Origin of the sequence: Pseudomonas entomophila (assembly GCF_029193575.1) — a bacterium.
GTDB classification, from domain to species: Bacteria; Pseudomonadota; Gammaproteobacteria; order Pseudomonadales; family Pseudomonadaceae; genus Aquipseudomonas; species Aquipseudomonas entomophila_G.
In genome coordinates this window covers 1-18,460 of sequence record NZ_JARGCS010000009.1, presented here as the reverse complement: position 1 = coordinate 18,460, position 18,460 = coordinate 1, and the positions used below count along the sequence as shown (strand labels likewise).

Below are 18,460 nucleotides of genomic sequence, written 5' to 3'. Positions count from 1 at the left end.
TCCACACACTCAAATGAAATGCTCTGTATCTGTTGTCGGATACGCAGAGGCCATGGCAGCGGCGCTATACTCAGCCGCTTGAATTTAAAAATCGGACTACAAGGACTCGCCCATGAAAGCGTTCGGCAAAATCCTGGGACTGGGGCTGCTCGGGCTGTTGCTGATCATCGTGGCGCTGGGCTTCGCCCTGACCCACCTCTTCGATCCCAACGACTACAAAGACGAGATTCGCCAGCTGGCCCGCGACAAGGCCCACATCGAGCTGACCCTCAACGGCGACATCGGCTGGAGCCTGTTCCCCTGGCTGGGCCTGGAGCTGCACGAGGCGAGCATCGCCACCCTGGCCAACCCCAAGGCGCCGTTCGCCGACCTGCAGATGCTCGGCCTGTCGGTGCGCGTGCTGCCGCTGCTGCGCCGCGAAGTGCAGATGAGCGACGTGCGCGTGGAAGGGCTGAACCTGACCCTGACCCGCGACGCCAACGGCCACGGCAACTGGGAAGACATCGGCAAGCCGCTGCCCGAGCCGAACGCCGGCACCCAGGCCGCCACCACCCAGGCGCCAGCTACCCCGGCCAGCGCCGAGGGCGGCACGCCGGCCGGCAGCGAGCGCGCGGTCAAGCTCGACATCGACAGCCTGACCGTGAACAACGCGCGGGTGCAGTTCACCGATGAACAGAGCGGCAAGAGCTATGGCGCCGAGAGCATCCAGCTGAGCACCGGCGCGGTGCACGATGGGGTGAACATCCCGATCAAGGCCAGCGCTTTCCTCAGCGCCAGCGCGCCGAACATCAAGGCGCGCACCGAACTGACCGGCGAGCTGCGCTTCGACCGCCGCCTCAAGCGCTACAACCTCGAAGACATGCGCCTGTCCGGCGAAACCTCGGGCGAGCCGCTGGCCGGCAAGAGCATGACCTTCGCCGCCCAGGGCCAGGTGATGGTCGACCTGGCGGCCAACGTCGCCTCCTGGACTGGCCTGAAGGTTTCCGCCAACCAGTTGCGCGCCCTCGGCGAGCTGAACGTGCGCGACCTGGACAAGGCGCCGCAGCTCAGCGCCGGGCTGTCCATCGCCCAGTTCGACCTGCGCACCTTCCTCGACGGCATCGGCCACCCGCTGCCGGCCACCGCCGACCCCGCCGCGTTCAGCAAGCTGGAGCTGGTCAGCCGCCTGCAAGGCACGCAGAACAGCCTGGCCTTCGAGGACCTGGCGGTGAAGCTGGACGACAGCACCTTCAGCGGCCGCGTGGCCATCGAGGACTTCGCCAAGCAAGCCCTGCGCCTGCAACTGAAGGCCGACACGTTCAACGCCGACCGCTACCTGCCGGCCAAGAGCGAAGAGGCCAAGGGCGCCACCGCCGCGCGCCAGGCCGAGGTCAAGCAGCAGGAGGCCAGCGCCACCGTCGGCGCCGGCACCTCGCCGCTGCCCAACGCGCCCACCCAGGTGGCCTGGAGCAACGACAAGCTGCTGCCGGTCGATCGCCTGCGCGCCCTCGACCTGCAGGCCGACCTGGCCTTCGGCGCCCTGACCCTCGACAAGCTGCCGATCAGCGACGCCCAGCTCAAAGCCAACGGCCAAGGCGGCCTGGTGACCCTGGAAACCCTGCGCGGCGGCCTGTACAACGGCAGCTTCGAGGCCAAGGGCACCGTCGACGTGCGCCCGGCCGTGCCGCAGATCGGCGTCAACACCAAGATCAACCGCGTGCCGGTGGAGCACTTCATCAAGCGCGAAAGCCCCGACCAGGCGCCGCCGGTCAAGGGGCTGCTGACGCTGTCCAGCGACCTGACCGCCACCGGCAACAGCCAGAAAGCGCTGATCGACACCCTCAACGGCAATGCCAGCTTCACCATCAACGATGGCGTGCTGGTCAACGCCAACCTCGAACAGCAACTGTGCCAGGCCATCGCCACCCTCAACCGCAAGCAGCTCAGCGGCGAGCCACGGGCCAAGGACACGCCCTTCCAGGAACTGCGCGGCAGCCTGGTGGTGCGCAACGGCGTGGCCAGCAACCCCGACCTCAAGGCACGCATCCCGGGCCTGACCGTCAACGGCCAGGGCGACCTCGACCTGCGCGTGCTGGGCATGGACTACAACGTCGGCGTGATCGTCGAAGGCGACCAGCGCGCCATGCCCGACCCGGCCTGCCAGGTCAACGAACGCTACGTCGGCGTCGCCGTGCCGCTGCGCTGCCGCGGCCCGCTGGAACTGGGCGCCAAGGCCTGCCGCCTGGACCAGGACGGCCTGGGCAAGGTCGCCGCGCAATTGGCCGGCAACCGCCTGAAAGACAAGCTCGACGAAAAACTCGATGAGAAACTCGGTGACAAAGTGAGCCCGGAAATCAAAGAAGCACTCAAGGGGCTGTTCAAGCGATGAGCCCCGAGCAGTTCTCCAGCGCCGTGCTGGACTGGTACGACCAGCACGGCCGCCACGACCTGCCCTGGCAACAGGGCATCACCCCCTACCGGGTGTGGGTGTCGGAAATCATGCTGCAACAGACCCAGGTGAGCACCGTGCTCAACTACTTCGACCGCTTCATGCAGGCCCTGCCCACCGTGCAGGCCCTGGCCGAGGCGCCGGAGGACGAAGTGCTGCACCTGTGGACGGGCCTGGGCTACTACACCCGCGCACGCAACCTGCAGAAAGCGGCGAAGATCGTCGTCGAGCGCCACGGCGGCGAGTTCCCGCGCAGCGTCGAGCAGCTCACCGAGCTGCCCGGCATCGGCCGCTCCACCGCAGGCGCCATCGCCAGCATCAGCATGGGCATTCGCGCGCCGATCCTCGACGGCAACGTCAAGCGCGTGCTGGCCCGCTACACCGCGCAAGCCGGCTACCCCGGCGAGCCGAAAGTGGCCAATGCGCTGTGGGCCAGCGCCGAGCGCTTCACCCCCCAGGCCCGCGCCAACCACTACACCCAGGCCATGATGGACATGGGCGCCACGCTGTGCACCCGCAGCAAGCCCAGTTGCCTGATCTGCCCGTTGCAACGCGGTTGCGAGGCGCACCTGCACGGCGAGGAGACCCGCTACCCCGAGCCCAAGCCACGCAAGGCCCTGCCCCAGCGCAAGACGCTGATGCCGCTGCTGGCCAACCATGACGGCGCGATCCTGCTCTACCGTCGCCCGTCGAGCGGCCTGTGGGGCGGGCTGTGGAGCCTGCCGGAGCTGGACAGCCTCGAACAGCTCGACGACCTGGCCTACCAGCACGGCCTGCGCCTGGCCGGCAGCCGGGCCCTGGATGGCTTGACCCACACCTTCAGCCACTTCCAGCTGGCCATCGAGCCGTGGCTGGTGCGCGTGGACCCGGTCGGCTCGCACGTGGCCGAGCCCGACTGGCTCTGGTATAACCTCGCCACCCCGCCGCGCCTGGGCCTCGCCGCCCCGGTCAAGAAACTGCTCAAACGCGCGGCCGATGAATTGATTGCAGGAGATTCCCGATGACCCGCACCGTGAAGTGCCGCAAGTACAACGAAGAACTGCCCGGCCTGGAGCGCCCGCCCTACCCTGGCGCCAAGGGCCAGGACATCTTCGAGCACATCTCGAAGAAGGCCTGGGACGAGTGGCAGGCGCACCAGACCATGCTGATCAACGAGAAGCGCCTGAACATGATGAACGCCGAGGACCGCAAATTCCTCCAGGCGGAAATGGACAAGTTCTTCGCTGGCGAAGACTACGCCCAGGCAGAAGGGTACGTGCCACCCAGCGCGTGACCCTGGTGAAGCGTAAGCGACGGAATAATTTAAAAAAATTTTCAAAAAGTCGTTGACGAAGGATCTGAAAACCTTTTTAATTCGCCCCGTCGCCCAGATAGCTCAGTCGGTAGAGCAGAGGATTGAAAATCCTCGTGTCGGCGGTTCGACTCCGTCTCTGGGCACCACCATTAAGCATCGGGTGGTTGCAAAGCCAGTCGAAGCAAAACAAAAAACCCGCCTAGTGCGGGTTTTTTGTTGTCTGGAATTTTTGGTTTGAGAAGGTGGACGCTGGGTAATGACCGGGCTTTCTCAGCCCGCCTTATCAGCAGCACGCTCGAGGTCACTCAAAGCATCGACAAGTAAGACTGGATCGTTTTCCTCTCGGCAGGCCTCCCCATCATGGTTGTCGGCGCTTTTTTGTGCCCGGCACACCTGTGCTATGGCAGGTTGCGCAGGAGCACCTTCGGGTGCGCCGGTTCCCTTGTACGCCGGTCCGCCAATCCTGCGCAATCCGCCACCCTAACTGCTTGGCGGCAGCGGGGTGGCGGCAGCGGGGTGGCGGCAAACCAGTACAAGGAGTCCACCTATGCGCATTGCCTCTCACCCTTCACCGCCTGACAGCACAAGCCTCGTCCTTACGATTTCCGCAGGACATCGTTTTTGCCCCACTGGAATGGAACCCGACAACCTTCGACTATTCACCGTGACGCCAGGTATTCCTGTTGCCGATGCGGCGCGGACACTGTGCGAACTGCTGGATGCGCTCGACGAGCCGGTATATGCCACAGCCATGCATGAACGTGAGTTTTCGGCCCGGGATGCCTGGCTGGTGAAATACACGCTCGATGCCGCCAAGGCCGTTGCCGGTGCGATTGCGCATACGCTGGAAAGGCACAAGCCGGAAGCTCCAGCGACGAACGGCTGATAGCTTCGGTGTCTTGCCGGGGCAAGCCCGCTCAGGTACGCCGCTGATTCGGATACCTGCAGGAGCGGGCTTGCCCCGCGATGGGCTGCGCAGCAGCCCCGGCATTGATCGACATCAACGCCCCCGCCCCTGGCCGCCCTAGCATGAACGGTGCACATCACCGACCCGCAAGGACCGCCATGAGCGAAGAATCCACCCTCCCCCTGCCCACGCCCGACAGCATCACCGCGATCAGCCAGCAACCCGCCGCCTTGCAGGTGGCCAGCGCCCGCAAGGGCAGCAACGAGGACAGCACCTCGGCGCGCCTGCCGGCCAGCTACCCGTACCGCACGCGCATGCGCCGCCAGGAATACGAGAAGGCCAAGCATGCCCTGCAGATCGAGCTGCTGAAGGTGCAAAGCTGGGTGAGGGACACCGGCCAACGCGTGGTCATTCTCTTCGAGGGCCGCGACGCGGCGGGCAAGGGCGGCACCATCAAGCGCTTCATGGAGCACCTGAACCCACGCGGTGCGCGCATCGTCGCACTGGAGAAGCCTTCGGAACAGGAAAAAGGCCAGTGGTACTTCCAGCGCTACGTGCAGCACCTGCCCACGGCCGGCGAAATGGTGTTCTTCGACCGCTCCTGGTACAACCGCGCCGGCGTCGAGCGGGTGATGGACTTCTGCACCCCCGTGCAATACCTGGAATTCATGCGCCAGGCGCCGGAGCTCGAACGCATGCTGTGCAACAGCGGCCTGCGGCTGTTCAAGTACTGGTTCTCGGTGAACCGCGAGGAACAGCTGCGCCGCTTCATCTCGCGCCGCGACGACCCGCTCAAGCACTGGAAGCTGTCGCCGATCGACATCAAGTCGCTGGACCGCTGGGGCGACTACACCGAGGCCAAGGAGGCGATGTTCTTCCACACCGACACCGCCGACGCACCGTGGACGGTGATCAAGTCCGACGACAAGAAACGCGCGCGGATCAACTGCATCCGCCATTTCCTGCATTCTCTGGATTATCCGGGCAAGGACCACAGCGTGGCCCATGCGCCGGATGCGCTGCTGGTGGGGCGGGCTTCGCGAGGGTTCGAAGAGGATGAGGCGGTTGGGTGAGCCCTAGGGCCCTATCGCCCAACAACACTTGGGTTTCCCCGGCAACTACGCTTCAATACGCGCATTTCCAGCCACACCAAGGATTCACGCCCCCATGGCCTCCAATACCAAGCAACAGAAACGCGCCAAGCGCGCCGCCTCCAAGGCCAAGCAGAACCGCATGGTGCGCAGCGGCCAGGCGGTGAAGGCCAGCACTGGCGACAGCGCCAGCGTCGAGCAGGTGTTCAACAAGGCCATGGAATCGGGCAGCTACAACAGCCTGTTCGACAAGATGAAGGAAGCCCAGCAGAACGGCCTGGTGCCGATGATCTCGGTCTTCCTGGTCGACCCGCTGCTGGCGCTGGTGCTCAAGGGCCACAAGGAAGAGCACGCCACCGACTACATCGTGCTGGTGTTCACCGCCTACCGTCAGTGGCTCGACGGCACCGACGCGGACGCCACCATGGCGTGGCTGGAAAGCGATGAATTCCAGGACGCCTACGTGGCGGCCTCGGAGCTGGTGGCCAAGCAGCAGCAACAGCAGAAGCAGTTCGGCTGAGCCCACCCCTAAACATCTTTATTGCCTGCTCCGGCCCTTTCGCGGGCAAACCCGCGAAAGGGCCACCACAGACAAATAAAAAGGCCGCGCCCTTCGCAGGACGCGGCCTTTTCATTCATGCCAACGCGGATCAGTTATCCAACGCCACCCGCCCAGCCGCCTCGCGCTTGCGATGCACCAGCAAGCCCGCCGCGACCACACCGATGCTCAGCAGCGCGGTGGCGACGATCTCGGCACGGTGGTCCGGCCGGATCGCCATCACCACCAGCACCGCCACGATGAAGGCGATGGTCAGCCAGGTCAGGCCGGGGAACAGCCACATCTTGAAGGCGATCTTCTCGCCACGCGCCTCACGCTGGGCACGCATGCGCAGTTGCGACACGGCGATCACCAGGTACACCAGCAGGGCGATCGCCCCGGAGCTGGCCAGCAGGAACTCGAACACCTGCGCCGGCGCCACGTAGTTGGCGAACACGGTGAGGAACGCCGCAGCGGTGGACAGCAGCACCGCCCAGTGCGGGGTAGCGGCCTTGGTGGTGCGCTGGGCGATGGCCGGGGCGTCGCCACGCTTGCTCAGCGAGAACAGCATCCGCGAAGAGGTGTACAGCGCCGAGTTCAGGCAACTGGTCACGGCGATCAGCACGACGATGTCGACGATCAGCTTGGCGTTCGGCACGCCGATCAGGCTCAGCACGGTCTGGTACGAGCCCTTCTCGGCCAGGGCCGGGTCGTTCCACGGCACCAGGGCCACCACCAGGAAGATCGACACCAGGTAGAACAGGCAGATCCGCCAGATCACCGAGTTGGTGGCGCGGGTGATCTGCTTGCCTGGGTCCTTCGACTCGGCCGCGGCGATGGTGACGATCTCGGTGCCCATGAACGAGAACATCGTCGTCAGCATGGCCGCCAGCACGGCACCCAGGCCATTGGGCATGAAGCCCTGGGTATCGAACAGGTGGCTGGCGCCGCTGACCTGGCTGCCCGGCGCCAGGCCGAACATGGCCACGCAGCCGACCACGATGAAGGCGACGATCGCCAGCACCTTGAGCAGGGCGAACCAGAACTCGAACTCGCCGTAGTTCTTCACGCTGAACAGGTTGGTGCCGGTCAGCACCAGGGTGATCACCAGCGAGAACGCCCACAGGTCGACCGCCGGGAACCAGGCATGCAGGATGGCCGCGGCGGCGTTGGCCTCCAGCGGGATGACCAGCACCCAGAACCACCAGTACAGCCAGCCGATGGTGAACCCGGCCCAGCGCCCGATGGCGCGGTCGGCGTAGGTGGAGAACGAACCGGTGTCCGGCGAGGCGATGGCCATCTCGCCGAGCATGCGCATCACCAGCACCACCAGGGTGCCGGCGGCGGCGTAGGCGAGCAGGACAGCAGGCCCGGCTGCGGCGATGGCATGGCCGGAACCGACGAACAGACCGGCACCGATGACGCCGGCGATGGACAGCATGGTGACATGCCGTTGCTTGAGCCCCTGAGCGAGGTCATTGGAATTGTGCTTACCGCTCATAAAACTACCTTTGTAAGGAGTGGACCACCCGATTGCTGGATACGAAGCGCGCCAGGGGTTGTTTAGGCGTCGCGGCAATCGGTGGGCTGCCTGGCGGCAATAAGCGCGCCAGGAACGATCATCATTCGTCCTGAATTATCCGACAGGCACGAATGGCGGGGCTTGGCGGGGGCTTCGGTCATTGCCTGACCGAATGGCCATCAAGGTCGCGTGCCAAGTGTGCATTACTGAAATACCCACTTACAAACAGGCAAAAGGTTGCGCCTGGTAACACCTGTTCGCCATTTCGGCGCACAGAAAGGCGCAACCCTGTGGAGCAACCATCGCCTCCATCGCGGGGCAAGCCCGCTGCTACAACGGGCTCGCCCCGCGATAGGGCCTTCGCGCCCAGGACAAAAGCGCTTCCCTCCCCGGCCCAAAGGTGGCACCATCGCGCCTTTTTTTCATCCAGGCTCCGGGTACCGGAAACCGCCTTTGCGGACATCCGCGCGACGTTGCACTGCAGCGATGCGACAAACTGCCCCGCCAGCGACCCGAGCCCCCTGCGACCCGGTTGGCCGCCATCAAGGCGCTATGCTAGCGTTGCGCTCGCCAGGAAGGCCGCCAACAGCTGGGAACGCAACCGAACACATGAGGACCGCACATGGCCCAGGCCACGCCCGCGCTGGAAATCCGCAATCTGCACAAACGCTACGGCGACCAGGAAATTCTCAAGGGCATTTCGCTGACCGCGCGCGACGGTGACGTGATCTCGATCCTCGGTTCGTCCGGCTCCGGCAAGTCCACCTTGCTGCGCTGCATCAACCTGCTGGAGAACCCGCACCAGGGCCAGATCCTCGTGGCCGGTGAAGAGCTCAAGCTCAAGAGCACCAAGACCGGCGACCTGATCGCCGCCGACAACCGCCAGATCAACCGCCTGCGCAGCGAGATCGGCTTCGTCTTCCAGAATTTCAACCTGTGGCCGCACATGTCGATCCTCGACAACATCATCGAGGCCCCGCGCCGCGTGCTCGGCCAAAGCAAGGCCGAGGCGATCGAGCACGCCGAGGCGCTGCTGAACAAGGTCGGCATCTTCGACAAGCGCCACAGCTACCCCGCCCAGCTTTCCGGTGGCCAGCAGCAGCGCGCCGCCATCGCCCGCACCCTGGCCATGAAGCCCAAGGTCATCCTGTTCGACGAGCCGACCTCGGCGCTCGATCCGGAAATGGTCCAGGAAGTGCTTAACGTTATCCGTGCGCTCGCCGAAGAAGGCCGTACCATGCTGCTGGTCACGCACGAGATGAACTTCGCCCGCCAGGTGTCCAGTGAAGTGGTGTTCCTGCACCAGGGCCTGGTCGAAGAGCAGGGATCGCCGCAGCAGGTCTTCGAGAACCCGACCTCGGCGCGTTGCAAGCAATTCATGTCCAGCCACCGCTAACGGAGCAATACATGCAGACTTACAAGAAGTTCCTCCTGGCCGCTGCTGCCACGCTGGTGATGTCGGCCAACGCCATGGCCGCCGAAAAACTGCGCATGGGTATCGAAGCCGCCTACCCACCCTTCAACAACAAGGACGCCAGCGGCAACGTGGTCGGCTTCGACAAGGACATCGGCGACGCCCTGTGCGCCAAGATGAAGGTCGAGTGCTCGGTCGTCACCTCCGACTGGGACGGCATCATCCCCGCCCTGAACGCCAAGAAGTTCGACTTCCTGGTGTCGTCGCTGTCGATCACCGACGAGCGCAAGCAGGCCGTCGACTTCACCGACCCCTACTACTCCAACAAGCTGCAGTTCATCGCGCCGAAGAACGTCGACTTCAAGACCGACAAGGCCGCGCTGAAAGGCAAGGTGATCGGCGCCCAACGCGCGACCCTGGCCGGCACCTGGCTGGAAGACAACACCAGCGGCACCGAGATCAAGCTCTACGACACCCAGGAAAACGCCTACCTGGACCTGGTCTCCGGCCGCATCGACGGCATCCTGGCCGACAAGTACGTGCAGTACGAGTGGCTCAAGAGCAAGGACGGCTCGAACTTCGAGTTCAAGGGCGAGCCGGTGGAAGAGAGCGACAAGATCGGTATCGCCGTGCGTAAAGGCGACCCGCTGCGCGAGAAGCTGAATGCCGCGCTGAAGGAAATCGTCGCCGACGGCACGTACAAGAAGATCAACGACAAGTACTTCCCGTTCAGCATCTATTGATTCGCCCCGACCGACACCGCCGCTGCGCGGTGTCGGTCCCTTGAACGCACCCTGCCCATGAATATCGACCTGCACGGATTCGGCCCGGCCATGATGGCCGGCACCCTGATGACCGTAAAACTGGCGCTTTGCGCCTTGCTGCTGGGGCTGGTCCTGGGCCTGCTCGGCGCCCTGGCCAAGACTTCACCGGCCAAGCCACTGCAATGGCTTGGTGGCACCTATTCCACCCTGGTGCGCGGCGTACCCGAACTGCTCTGGGTGCTGCTCATCTATTTCGGCACCGTCGGCCTGATGAACGCCCTCGGCGAGGCGCTGAACCTGCCTGGCCTGGAACTGAGCGCCTTCGCCGCCGGGGTGATCGCCCTGGGGCTGTGCTTCGGCGCCTACGCCACCGAAGTGTTCCGTGGCGCCATCCTGGCGATCCCCAAGGGCCACCGCGAAGCCGGCCTGGCGCTGGGGCTTTCGCGCGGGCGCATCCTGTCGCGGATCATCCTGCCGCAGATGTGGCGCATCGCCCTGCCGGGCCTGGGCAACCTGTTCATGATCCTGATGAAGGACACCGCCCTGGTGTCGGTGATCGGCCTTGAGGAAATCATGCGGCACGCGCAGATCGGCGTGACCGTGACCAAGGAGCCGTTCACCTTCTACATGGTCGCCGCCTGCATCTACCTGAGCCTGACCGTCCTCGCCATGATCGGCATGCACTTCCTGGAAAAACGCGCCGCTCGCGGCTTCATGAGGGCCGCGCAATGAACTGGGAAGTGATCATCAAGTGGCTGCCGCGCCTGGCCCAGGGCGCGACCCTGACCCTGGAGCTGGTGGCCATCGCCGTCGTCGCCGGGCTGATCCTGGCCATCCCGCTGGGCATCGCCCGTTCCTCGCGGCACTGGTACGTGCGCGCGGTGCCGTACAGCTACATCTTCTTCTTCCGCGGCACGCCGCTGCTGGTGCAATTGTTCCTGGTGTACTACGGCCTGGCGCAATTCGACGCAGTGCGCAGCAGCTCGCTGTGGCCGTACCTGCGCGACCCGTTCTGGTGCACGGTGCTGACCATGACCCTGCACACCGCCGCGTACATCGCCGAGATCCTGCGCGGTGCATTGCAGGCGATTCCCAAGGGCGAGATCGAGGCGGCGCGGGCGCTGGGCATGTCGCGGGGCAAGACGCTGTTCTACATCATGCTGCCGCGCGCCGCGCGCATCGGCCTGCCGGCGTACAGCAACGAAGTGATCCTGATGCTCAAGGCCAGCGCCCTGGCCAGCACCGTCACCCTGCTGGAGCTGACCGGCATGGCGCGGACGATCATCGCCCGCACCTACCTGCCGGTGGAGATCTTCTTCGCTGCCGGGGTGTTCTACCTGTTGATCTCGTTCATCCTGGTGCAAGGCTTCAAGCTGCTGGAACGCTGGTTGCGTGTCGACGCCTGCCAAGGTCGCTGACCCTGTTGGCCCGCTCCTGAACCTGTAGGAGCGGGCTTGCCCCGCGATTGGGCCGCAACGTGGCCCCAACCCCCCACGACCCCGACCATGGCCACCCCCCCCCACCTCCACGACGACCAACTCCGCGACCGCTTCCAGGCCCTGGACCAGTTCCTGGCCGCCCACCAGTCGCTGTGGAAACCCCGCCCCTTCACCGCCCGGCGCATGGACTGGGAAACCCAGCACCCGGAACTGGCCCACTGGCTGCGCCAACGCACCCTGGAAGAGGCCGAAGCCGCCCAGCATCACCCCGAATGCTTGCCCGCCCCCGCGCCCTTCCCGCAGCTGGCCGCCGAAGCCTTGCGCCTGGCCGACGTCGGCGAACTGCCCAACACCGACCTTCACCCCGCCGGCCATCGCCTGGACGTCAATGTCCCCGGCCGCAAATGGCAGCAGATCGAAGCCTTCGGCAGCCGCCTGGCCTTCCAGCAGCCCACCCGCCACTGGCTGGACTGGTGCTCGGGCAAGGGCCACCTGGGCCGGCGCCTGCTGCAGCCCGGCCAACAGCTGACCTGCCTGGAATACGACGCCGAACTGGTCGAGGCAGGCCAGGCCTTGAGCGACCACCACCATCTGCCCGCCACCCACGTGCAGCAGGACGTGCTGGCCGCCGACAGCGCCCGCCACCTGGATGACGACAAGAGCGTGGTCGCCCTGCACGCCTGCGGCGAGTTGCACATGCGCCTGCTGCGCGCCGCCAGCCAGCAGGGTTGCCGCCAGGTGGCGGTATCGCCGTGCTGCTACAACCGCGTGCCCGGCGAGCACTACCAGCCGATGTCCACGGCCGCGCAGGCCTCCCCCCTGCACCTGTCGATCGCCGACCTCGGCCTGCCCCTCAACGAGGCGGTCACCTCCAGCGCCCGCGTGCGCCGCCAGCGCGATGCCTCGATGGCCCGGCGCCTGGGCTTCGACCTGCTGCAACGCGAGCAACGCCAGTGCGACGACTACCTGCCCACCCCGTCGCTGCCCACGGCCTGGCTGGAAAAGCCCTTCGAGCAGTACTGCCGCGACCTGGCGCAACTGCGCCAAGTGCCCCTCAGCGGCACGCTGGACTGGCACGCGCTGGAGCAAGCCGGCTGGCAGCGCCTGGCCGAGGTGCGCAACCTCGAACTGCTGCGCAACCTGTTCCGCCGCCCGCTGGAGCTGTGGCTGGTGCTCGACCGCGCGCTGTTCCTCCAGGAGCACGGCTACGTCGTCAACGTCGGGCTGTTCTGCGACTACCCGCTGACCCCACGCAACCTGCTGCTGCTAGCCGAGCGCGACTGACCGCACAACCTGTGGATAACTCTGTGAACAAGCTTGTGATGAAAATCACGGAATGTGGGATCCAATCGCTATTTGCAGCGTTCGGCTTATTCCGGCAGGTAAGCGAAAACCAGTAAAAACAGGCCTTTGCGCAAAGACCAGTGGTACAGCGGTTCGGCATGCCTTTCGCGCACAGGGCGAATGCCCCTTGTGCATAAGCGTTTTCAGCGAGGCCTCGATTCAGCGAAGCAGCGCCCGCGTGCCGATCGGTGTATCATCGCGCCCGCCGTCGAGTGCTGAGGCCCCTTCAGCGATGATGATCAAGGACTGCCGCATGACCATGGATGCCCGACTAGCAAGCCTTGCCACCCTGCTGCTGGCCAGCCTGCTGCTCGCCGCCTGCGCGCCGACCTACAGCTATCGCTATGCCGCGCCGCCAACGGCGCAGGGTTGTATGAAGGGTTGCACCCAGGAGCAGAACCGCTGCCAGGTGAACGCCGATGCCCAGGAGCGGCTGCATTTGCAGTTGATGCGTGCCTCGCAGCGCCAGTACAGCGCCTGCCAGAAGGGCAAGAGCTATAAAGAAGCGCGCCGCGCCTGCACCACGACCCTGACGGATTTCAGCCGGGAGCCGCAGTACGACTGCACCGGCGACTACAACAGTTGCTACACCGCCTGTGGCGGCACCGTGGTACGTATCCAGAACGACTACTGACTCAGAACGGACCGAACACCGTGACCAAGACCAAACCTTTCGCCCTGTTGACCGTTGCCGTGGCCCTGGCCGGATGCGCCGGCGGCGCCCCCGCCCCCAAGCAACCCTCGCTGGACTGGAACATGCCCGGCATGCAACTGGGCGGCGACCGCGGCCTGCCACTGCGTGTCGAGACCCCGTGCCGCAAGCGCGGCTGCGACAACGACAAGCTGTTCTTCAACCCCGGGCAGCCTGAGCCGAGCGTCAACACCATCCACCGCGGCTGGTAGGAGAATTCTTCTTTCCAGGCGGTAACTTAGGGCGTTTAGGGCTGAGCGCAAGGAAGTGGTTTACAGGCGCACGCCGATCGCTATAATGACGCCCCTGTGCCGGTATAGCTCAGATGGTAGAGCAACTGACTTGTAATCAGTAGGTCCCGGGTTCGATTCCTGGTGCCGGCACCATCAAATCAAGCACTTACGTACGTTTGCTGAGGCCTTTTCAAGCCTATGCGTAACAACGCACGTAACAAGCGCCCTCCTCAAGGCCCCAGTGGCCGATCGCAGGCAAGCCAAGGCTCGTATGCGAAGGGGTGAGTAGTAGCAGTATCGCGGTGTGATAGGCCGGGTTTTTCGAGCCGTCGCTGTGTATACGCGTCATACGAAACGCCCCCCTGCACGTAGCAAAGCAAAATTTAGGTTGCCCCCTAAAAAGCCTGTCAGATTTGTCAGATGAATATTCTTACCTCTGTCTAACCCTTCTATCTCAAGGCCTCCAGCGTTTTCAGGTAGTGTCAGAAAGGTGTCGGCGAGGTGTCAAAACCTGACAAAACCACTGTGTCAGATTTCGATTTCTCAAGCCATTGATTTATAAGGCTTTTTTATTTGGTCTGTCAGATTTGCCACGAATTTCCCAGTTCGTTGTCAGATCGCAAACCCAGTAAATACGCGGCCTGCAGCCGATTTCCTGACAGATATCCATGTTCTGACAGGGATTTGAGGGTCAGCCTGAAAAACCTTTCATGGGGCACCCCGAAGCTATCCTTCACACTGCCCCGCGTAGCGAATTGATCGAGAGAATCAGCATGCGCAAACCAGCGACCCAAGCGGCACTGCCCATCATCGAAATCATCCAGTCCGGCAAGGCCTGGGAGGTGCACTGGGATTACCAGGAAGCGCCGGAGAGCTCGATCCTGTTCAAGCGCCGTGAGTACCTGGACGGCTACATCGATGGGGCGATGGACGCGATCGGTATTGCGCCTGAGAAGGTGGCTTGTGCGAGCGCTCGTACTGGAACAGTGAAGCGCCTGACCGAGGCTCAGGCCCTGCAACTGCGCCACGCCTTGGATCGCCTGCTGATCCCTGTGGTCGCCAAGGAATTCAAGCGCCTGCAGAAAGAAGCCAACATGCCCCACCTCCGACTGGTGGCTGTCGAGCAGGCGTGAAGCGCTGTGCAAAGCTGAGGAAACGCAGGAGCCCCACCGTTCGGGGGCTCCAGGCGAATTAGCGCTCTGCACCTGGTGCGATCTGCAGCGGTTGAAAAGACCAAGTCCAAAATGGAAAACCCGGTAGAACCTAGGTTTTCACACCGCGCCCTCCCGGATTACGTGGCCTGCAGCGGGCCTGCCCTCCTGCCCCTTCCCCGCCCCACTGTGCAGCCGAGCCTGCACAATCCTTCATTTCCTTTCACTGTGTGAAATGGCGCACCCCCTGCGGGACCCCGCAGACGGCGCCGCCTGCAGCTCGCATTGCACCCCACCGCTGCTTTGCACTAATTCGCGACGAAAAGCGCGTCGGCGGGAGGGGGATAAGTGATTTTCTCCGCCGATTTTTTTTGCGGCCGGCATTTTTGTTGACCACTAGGCGCATTGCGCCTAGTCTCTGGCCGTCGCTGCCAAATCAGCGACCGACCTTGGCCGGTCGCACAACTCAAGGCGCACAAGCGCCCTCCATGCGATAGGAGGCGCTTTTTTTGTGTCCGCTGTTTCGTTATGGCGGCTGTGCGTGGGACACCTTCGGGTGTGCCGGGTGCCTTGAGTCCCGGTCGGCCAACCCACGTACAGCCGTCACCATTCCTTGCTTGGCCGCAAGCGGTGATGGCTCCTCAACTCAGGAGCTCCAGCATGACCGCCCTCATTCCGTCCAAAGTCCGCGCCCTGGCGCACCGCCGCATGGCCTTGGCCGCGTTGCACGCCGACTCCTCGCTCGCTTCCCGCCTCGCCCGCTACAACCACCACATGGACATCGTGCGCGCCCTGGAAGCGCAAGGCGGTGCCCAATGAGAACGCCCTACGCCTTGACCGAAGACGAGTTCTACAAGCTGAAGCAGGTGCACGACTCGATGCGACTGGTGGCGATCCTGCTGGATGAGGTACAACGTTCCAACTCGATGACGCCGCAGATGATGGCGGCCTGGCTGGACCTGACCACCGAGAACCTGGGCAGCGTGGTGGACGCTGCAGGCGTGAGGTTTTCTTCCCGATGAATGACGGTGAAGGTGTTGTCATGTCGACAACAACTGCCTACCCAACTGCGGCGATTTCCGCCTCAGTTGATCGCCATGCACAAGGATTTGATATGCACCCACAATTGATGCCAGTCCCGTTCCACGGCGACACCGTCATGCTGGTAGGTCAAGACAACGATCCGTTCGTCGCGATGAAGCCGATTGTCACCAACATGGGGCTCGACTGGAAAAGTCAGCACGCAAAATTGAGCAACAACACAACCCGGTGGGGTATGGTGATTATCACCACACCTTCGCTGGGTGGCGCGCAAGAAGCGGTTTGTCTCCCCCTGCGAAAACTGGCTTCTTGGCTGATGACGATCAACCCAAACAAAGTGAAGCCCGATCTGCGCGACAAGATCATCCGCTACCAGGAAGAATGCGACGACGCGCTGTGGGACTACTGGACCAAGGGCAGCGCCTCAAGGCCAGGCAGCACCAGCGTGAACCAGCAGATCGCGCTATCGCGTCACAGGGTGGCCCTGCTCAAGGAACTGCACCGGACCCGCGATAACACCCTGCGCAGCGCGCTCCATGACCAACTGGCTCTCGTCTCACAGCAGTTGGGGTTGTCAGTTCCTATTCTCGAGAGTATCGGCCAGGGTACGCCCAGTGCGGATGAACTCTTGGAGCCACTGTGGGCAGCGCTTCGCAAGCTCGATGCCCTAGGCATCGCTTACAATCACTCCAAGAAGCCAGAGCAGATCCTGGCCCTGCACTGGAGTTCACTCAACAAGACTTTTGCCAAGTACGAAATCCCATTCCGAGTGAAAGCGGATATTAAAGAAGCTCTAAGAGCCTCATTTGCCCCTAATTCACCCTTACAAGCAAACAGACAGCGCGATTGAAGAAAAACAAGTACGCTGCGCGCAATTTAAAAGGAATTGAAGATGAGCAAAGAACAGAAAACGCTGTTAATCGTAAGTAATGACAAGCAAATAGCTAAATTAATAGACACATTTACAATCGAGAAAATCTACATTACCCCTTTGAAAGATTTTACTTTCGAATACATTTACGTTGCAGCCACCCACTACGACGCAAGACTTCTCAAAACTGGCTACCTCGGAAAAATTAGAAGCACCACCGTTTCTCGAAAGGATGACAAGTGGGCACATAAGTTCGTAGTGGCAGATATCTTAAGCGTCTCGACTATAGATGGCCTCCCGAGATCCATCCAGGAAACCGAAAATGGCGATGTGTTCGAGGCCGACCTCAGCGTGCACCTTTCGCCGCCTGATTTAGAAGGTTCCACACACTCAGACTTGAAGATCAATAATCACGACGATGATAGACTGCTCACTATTGTAGATGCAATTAATCGAATCTCTGCGACTTACGATATTCCGCGATCCAATATCAAAATAAGTATCAGCGGACATTGCGATCAATAAACCAACTTACATAAACCAGACAGGCGCCAGAAATGAATCCCTCAAATATAATCACTAAGCTTTCAGATATTATGCGTGACGACAGAGACTTCATGGAAAGAAGGATCGCTGCCGCCGATGCCCTGGGTAACACGGACACCAGTGCTGCGCGTGATGCGCTTATCGCGGTGATTGATGATCCACTGGAAGACTTAACTCTGCAGGCGGCAGCGATTAGAGCGCTTGGTAAGTCCTTAAAACCATAATGAAGCTGTGCCAACTTGGACTGTTCTAAAAAGGCCGCTAGAGAGCGGCCTTTTCTATAGAGTGATTGGTTTAAGCCTCTCCGAAAGCAAAAGTGTCGAGACTCGTGCTTGCGTGAACGCCGTCGCGTTACTCGGTACCGGAGTTGGCCCATGAGTGTGGCCCGCCAGTTGGGCATTCATTTCCTGCACCAGGTCGAGCAGATCGCACAGCACCTGGAGCACGTTTACTCCTTCCGACCCTAGCCACGTCTTCGGCGCCTGCAGGCGCTGGCTGACCGCCGCCACACTCTTTCGCAAGCCCTCGATCCGCTCCTGCAGGTCGCCGCCGATCGTCGCGTTCAGCTTCTGCCCCACCACCAGGTTGAGGTGTAAGCGATCCATGAACCCCACCTACCGCAAGGTGAGACCATCGTTTACCGTGGCATTTCCGGTGAACAGTTCCAGGGCAACAGAGCTTCATATTCTGCCACCGACTGCGCACCGGGCAGCCGCTCCAGTACGTGGCGCAGCCACGTATAGGGCTCTTGGCCGTTGATCTTGGCGGTCTCGACCAAACTGTAGAGCTGCGCGCTGGCCGCGGCACCCTTGGGCGTGTCGCTGAACAGCCAGGCTTTGCGGCCGATCACAAATGGCTTTATGGCGCGCTCTGCCGGGTTGTTGTCGATCGGCAAATACCCAGCCTCCACATAACGCTCCAGCCGACTCCAATTGCTCGCCAGGTAATTCACAGCCTTGCCGAGCACACTTTGCGGCGTCACATGAGGCTGAGTTTTATCCAACCAACTTTTCAATTGCCTCAAGATCGGCAGGCTCTTCTCCTGCCGGCCAGTCAATCGCTGCTCATCACAGGCGTCCTTCAGTTCACGCTCGACGCCATACAGCTTATTGATCAATGCCAGCGCCATATCTGCTCGCCCGGCTTTGCCCTTGGGCTGCACCTTCTGAGCTTCAACAAACTTGCG

The 18,460-nt window shown here is 62.6% G+C and carries 21 protein-coding genes, 2 tRNA genes and 1 pseudogene; 21 read left to right on the top strand and 3 right to left on the bottom strand.

Features of this window, described 5'->3' with window-relative positions; genetic code table 11:
• The first annotated feature begins 112 nt into the window (after window positions 1-112).
• The 7 genes from P0Y43_RS03090 to P0Y43_RS03060 all read left to right on the top strand — a co-directional run bounded on the left by P0Y43_RS03090 (window position 113) and on the right by P0Y43_RS03060 (window position 6,240).
• Window positions 113-2,368, top strand: a complete 2,256-nt coding sequence (locus P0Y43_RS03090) for an AsmA family protein (RefSeq protein WP_275635837.1) — start codon at window positions 113-115, stop codon at window positions 2,366-2,368.
• Window positions 2,365-3,432, top strand: coding sequence for an A/G-specific adenine glycosylase (gene mutY / locus P0Y43_RS03085; protein ID WP_275635836.1), 1,068 nt, complete (start codon window positions 2,365-2,367; stop codon window positions 3,430-3,432). The genes P0Y43_RS03090 and mutY overlap by 4 nt, the downstream gene beginning before the upstream one ends.
• The gene (locus P0Y43_RS03080) at window positions 3,429-3,701 is read left to right on the top strand and encodes an oxidative damage protection protein (RefSeq protein WP_275635835.1); all 273 of its coding nucleotides are present in this window, start codon (window positions 3,429-3,431) and stop codon (window positions 3,699-3,701) included. The genes mutY and P0Y43_RS03080 overlap by 4 nt, the downstream gene beginning before the upstream one ends.
• A gap of 91 nt (window positions 3,702-3,792) precedes the next feature.
• Window positions 3,793-3,868: transfer RNA gene (locus P0Y43_RS03075), tRNA-Phe, on the top strand.
• Between the two features lie 401 nt (window positions 3,869-4,269).
• Complete coding sequence (locus tag P0Y43_RS03070) at window positions 4,270-4,608, top strand: hypothetical protein (RefSeq protein ID WP_275635834.1); 339 nt, start codon at window positions 4,270-4,272, stop codon at window positions 4,606-4,608.
• 179 nt (window positions 4,609-4,787) lie between these two features.
• Window positions 4,788-5,702 (top strand): polyphosphate kinase 2, encoded by a 915-nt coding sequence (gene ppk2 / locus P0Y43_RS03065; RefSeq protein WP_275635833.1) that lies wholly within the window; start codon window positions 4,788-4,790, stop codon window positions 5,700-5,702.
• A gap of 94 nt (window positions 5,703-5,796) precedes the next feature.
• Window positions 5,797-6,240 carry a hypothetical protein gene (locus P0Y43_RS03060; RefSeq protein ID WP_275635832.1) on the top strand — a complete coding sequence of 148 codons (444 nt, stop codon included), beginning with the start codon at window positions 5,797-5,799 and terminating at the stop codon, window positions 6,238-6,240.
• A gap of 130 nt (window positions 6,241-6,370) precedes the next feature.
• On the opposite strand, the gene gabP is transcribed toward P0Y43_RS03060, so the two are convergent.
• Window positions 6,371-7,759, bottom strand: a complete 1,389-nt coding sequence (gabP, locus tag P0Y43_RS03055) for a GABA permease (RefSeq protein ID WP_275635831.1) — start codon at window positions 7,757-7,759, stop codon at window positions 6,371-6,373.
• Window positions 7,760-8,402: 643 nt separating this feature from the next.
• Between gabP and P0Y43_RS03050 the strand changes: the two genes are divergently transcribed.
• The 14 genes from P0Y43_RS03050 (at window position 8,403) to P0Y43_RS02985 (ending at window position 17,498) form a co-directional block, all read left to right on the top strand.
• Complete coding sequence (locus P0Y43_RS03050; protein WP_275635830.1) at window positions 8,403-9,176, top strand: ABC transporter ATP-binding protein; 774 nt, start codon at window positions 8,403-8,405, stop codon at window positions 9,174-9,176.
• Window positions 9,177-9,187: 11 nt separating this feature from the next.
• Entirely contained in the window at window positions 9,188-9,937 is a 750-nt protein-coding gene (locus P0Y43_RS03045) for an ABC transporter substrate-binding protein (protein WP_275635829.1), read from the top strand.
• Between the two features lie 57 nt (window positions 9,938-9,994).
• Complete coding sequence (locus P0Y43_RS03040) at window positions 9,995-10,690, top strand: ABC transporter permease (protein WP_275635828.1); 696 nt, start codon at window positions 9,995-9,997, stop codon at window positions 10,688-10,690.
• Window positions 10,687-11,376 (top strand): ABC transporter permease, encoded by a 690-nt coding sequence (locus P0Y43_RS03035; RefSeq protein WP_275635827.1) that lies wholly within the window; start codon window positions 10,687-10,689, stop codon window positions 11,374-11,376. The genes P0Y43_RS03040 and P0Y43_RS03035 overlap by 4 nt, the downstream gene beginning before the upstream one ends.
• 87 nt (window positions 11,377-11,463) lie before the next feature.
• Complete coding sequence (locus tag P0Y43_RS03030) at window positions 11,464-12,681, top strand: methyltransferase (RefSeq protein ID WP_275635826.1); 1,218 nt, start codon at window positions 11,464-11,466, stop codon at window positions 12,679-12,681.
• 313 nt (window positions 12,682-12,994) lie between these two features.
• Window positions 12,995-13,375, top strand: a complete 381-nt coding sequence (locus P0Y43_RS03025) for a hypothetical protein (protein WP_275635825.1) — start codon at window positions 12,995-12,997, stop codon at window positions 13,373-13,375.
• A gap of 20 nt (window positions 13,376-13,395) precedes the next feature.
• Entirely contained in the window at window positions 13,396-13,644 is a 249-nt protein-coding gene (locus P0Y43_RS03020; protein WP_275635824.1) for a hypothetical protein, read from the top strand.
• 98 nt (window positions 13,645-13,742) lie between these two features.
• A tRNA-Thr gene (locus P0Y43_RS03015) sits at window positions 13,743-13,818 on the top strand.
• A gap of 620 nt (window positions 13,819-14,438) precedes the next feature.
• Window positions 14,439-14,798, top strand: a complete 360-nt coding sequence (locus P0Y43_RS03010; RefSeq protein ID WP_275635823.1) for a hypothetical protein — start codon at window positions 14,439-14,441, stop codon at window positions 14,796-14,798.
• A 678-nt stretch (window positions 14,799-15,476) separates the two neighbouring features.
• On the top strand, window positions 15,477-15,635 hold the full coding sequence (locus tag P0Y43_RS03005) for a hypothetical protein (RefSeq protein WP_275635822.1): 159 nt from the start codon (window positions 15,477-15,479) through the stop codon (window positions 15,633-15,635).
• Entirely contained in the window at window positions 15,632-15,838 is a 207-nt protein-coding gene (locus P0Y43_RS03000; protein WP_275635821.1) for a hypothetical protein, read from the top strand. Before P0Y43_RS03005 ends, P0Y43_RS03000 begins: the two co-directional genes overlap by 4 nt.
• Window positions 15,835-16,707, top strand: coding sequence for a phage antirepressor N-terminal domain-containing protein (locus P0Y43_RS02995; protein ID WP_275635820.1), 873 nt, complete (start codon window positions 15,835-15,837; stop codon window positions 16,705-16,707). The genes P0Y43_RS03000 and P0Y43_RS02995 overlap by 4 nt, the downstream gene beginning before the upstream one ends.
• A gap of 42 nt (window positions 16,708-16,749) precedes the next feature.
• On the top strand, window positions 16,750-17,253 hold the full coding sequence (locus P0Y43_RS02990; protein WP_275635819.1) for a hypothetical protein: 504 nt from the start codon (window positions 16,750-16,752) through the stop codon (window positions 17,251-17,253).
• 32 nt (window positions 17,254-17,285) lie between these two features.
• Complete coding sequence (locus P0Y43_RS02985; protein ID WP_275635818.1) at window positions 17,286-17,498, top strand: HEAT repeat domain-containing protein; 213 nt, start codon at window positions 17,286-17,288, stop codon at window positions 17,496-17,498.
• Between the two features lie 54 nt (window positions 17,499-17,552).
• Here P0Y43_RS02985 and P0Y43_RS02980 read toward each other — a convergent pair.
• Window positions 17,553-17,864, bottom strand: a pseudogene (locus tag P0Y43_RS02980) (hypothetical protein); the annotation flags it as partial.
• A 47-nt stretch (window positions 17,865-17,911) separates the two neighbouring features.
• Window positions 17,912-18,460 (bottom strand): IS66 family transposase (locus P0Y43_RS02975; RefSeq protein WP_275635816.1); only part of this gene is annotated, 549 nt, incomplete at its 5' end.